The 2,500-nt window shown below is 57.1% G+C and carries 2 rRNA genes (1 of these 2 cut by a window edge); both read left to right on the top strand.

Annotated features, from left to right (window positions below):
- Nucleotides 1-2,215 (top strand): 23S ribosomal RNA (locus tag EV191_RS29880) (it extends 918 nt beyond the left edge of the window).
- 162 nt (nucleotides 2,216-2,377) lie between these two features.
- Nucleotides 2,378-2,494: ribosomal RNA gene (gene rrf / locus EV191_RS29875) — 5S ribosomal RNA — on the top strand.
- The last annotated feature ends 6 nt before the right edge of the window (nucleotides 2,495-2,500 follow it).

Here is a 2,500-nt window from a genome sequence, read left to right as displayed (position 1 = left end):
TAGGTGCAGCGTCGCGTGTTTCTCATCTGGGGTAGAGCTACTGGATGGCCTAGGGGGCCGACAAGCTTACCGAAGTCAGCCAAACTCCGAATACAGGTGTGTGAAGCGTGGCAGTGAGACGGCGGGGGAAAAGCTTCGTCGTCGAGAGGGAAACAGCCCAGAACTCCAGCTAAGGCCCCTAAGTGTGCGCTAAGTGGGAAAGGATGTGGGATTGCCCAGACAACCAGGAGGTTGGCTTAGAAGCAGCCATCCTTGAAAGAGTGCGTAATAGCTCACTGGTCAAGTGGTCCTGCGCCGACAATGTAGCGGGGCTCAAGCGCATCGCCGAAGCTGAGTCACTCACACAAATACATCCGCTCAACCTCTTTGTGGGTTGTGTGTAGTGGTGTGGGTGGGTAGGGGAGCGTCCTGCATCCAGGGAAGCCGCCGTGGAAGCGAGTGGTGGAGGGTGTGGGAGTGAGAATGCAGGCATGAGTAGCGAATGCAGAGTGAGAATCTCTGCCGCCGGATGACCAAGGGTTCCTGGGCCAGGTTGTTCCGCCCAGGGTTAGTCGGGGCCTAAGGCGAGGCCGACAGGCGTAGTCGATGGATAACGGGTTGATATTCCCGTACCCGTGTGTGTGCGTCCCTAATGAAACGGTTGATACTAACCACCCGCTACTGTTCTGGGTCTTCGGATCTGGGGTGGTGGTGCGTGGGGCCTGATTCCGCGGTAGTTAAGTGATGGGGTGACGCAGGAGGGTAGCTCTGCCAGTGAGTGGTAGTACTGGTGTAAGCGTGTGGCCCGTCCGGTTGGTAAATCCGCCGGGCTGTCTTGGATGACGTGGGTGAGGCGTGATGCGTAGCCGGTTGAGGTGAAGTGAGTGATCCCATGCTGCCGAGAAAAGCCTCTAGCGAGTGTGTACACGGCCCGTACCCTAAACCGACACAGGTGGTCAGGTAGAGAATACTGAGGCGTTCGGGTGAACTATGGTTAAGGAACTCGGCAAAATGCCCCCGTAACTTCGGGAGAAGGGGGGCCAACCCTGGTGATAGAGCTAGCCTCTGGAGCTGGGGGTGGCCGCAGAGACCAGCGGAAAGCGACTGTTTACTAAAAACACAGGTCCATGCGAAGACGCAAGTCGAGGTATATGGACTGACGCCTGCCCGGTGCTGGAACGTTAAGAGGACCCGTTAGCTGACATTGTTGGTGAAGCGGAGAATTTAAGCGCCAGTAAACGGCGGTGGTAACTATAACCATCCTAAGGTAGCGAAATTCCTTGTCGGGTAAGTTCCGACCTGCACGAATGGCGTAACGACTTTCCGGCTGTCTCAACCATAGGCCCGGTGAAATTGCACTACGAGTAAAGATGCTCGTTACGCGCGGCAGGACGGAAAGACCCCGGGACCTTTACTATAGCTTGGTATTGGTGTTTGGTTCGGCTTGTGTAGGATAGGTGGGAAACGGTGAAGCCTTCACGCTAGTGGGGGTGGAGTTGATCTTGAAATACCACTCTGGTCGTACTGGGCATCTAACCTCGGACCATGATCTGGTTTAGGGACAGTGCCTGGTGGGTAGTTTAACTGGGGCGGTTGCCTCCCAAAAGGTAACGGAGGCGCCCAAAGGTTCCCTCAGCTTGGTTGGCAATCAGGTGGTGAGTGCAAGTGCACAAGGGAGCTTGACTGTGAGACTGACGGGTCGAGCAGGGACGAAAGTCGGGACTAGTGATCCGGCCATGGCTTGTGGAAGCGTGGTCGCTCAACGGATAAAAGGTACCCCGGGGATAACAGGCTGATCTTGCCCAAGAGTCCATATCGACGGCATGGTTTGGCACCTCGATGTCGGCTCGTCGCATCCTGGGGCCGGAGTAGGTCCCAAGGGTTGGGCTGTTCGCCCATTAAAGCGGCACGCGAGCTGGGTTTAGAACGTCGTGAGACAGTTCGGTCCCTATCCGCCGCGCGCGTAGGAGACTTGCGGAAGGCTGTCCCTAGTACGAGAGGACCGGGACGGACGAACCTCTGGTGTGCCAGTTGTACCGCCAGGTGCACGGCTGGTTGGCTACGTTCGGAAGGGATAACCGCTGAAGGCATCTAAGCGGGAAGCCTGTTCCTAGATGAGGTCTCCCACCCCCATGTGGGTTAAGGCCCCCACCAGACCAGTGGGTTGATAGGCCAGACATGCAAGCACAGTAATGTGTGTAGTGGACTGGTACTAATAGGCCGAGGACTTACCCACAAACACTTTATGCGCGCATCCACTATACGATCCTGAAACACCAACCCACCCCCACACGTGGACGCCACGACAGTGGGGGGAACCAAAAAATTGGATAGCGGCACCAACAAGTAGCCACACACAGTTTTCCCACCCCACCACAGTGGGGGTGGGTGTGAGGGTTACGGCGGTGATAGCAGAGGGGAAACGCCCGGTCCCATCCCGAACCCGGAAGCTAAGCCCTCCAGCGCCGATGGTACTGCACCCCACCGGGTGTGGGAGAGTAGGACACCGCCGAACACACAT

The organism is Tamaricihabitans halophyticus (assembly GCF_004340875.1).
GTDB lineage: Bacteria > Actinomycetota > Actinomycetes > Mycobacteriales > Pseudonocardiaceae > Tamaricihabitans > Tamaricihabitans halophyticus.
Note: the sequence above shows the minus strand (reverse complement) of the source record. Positions and strands in the feature narration are given on the sequence as shown.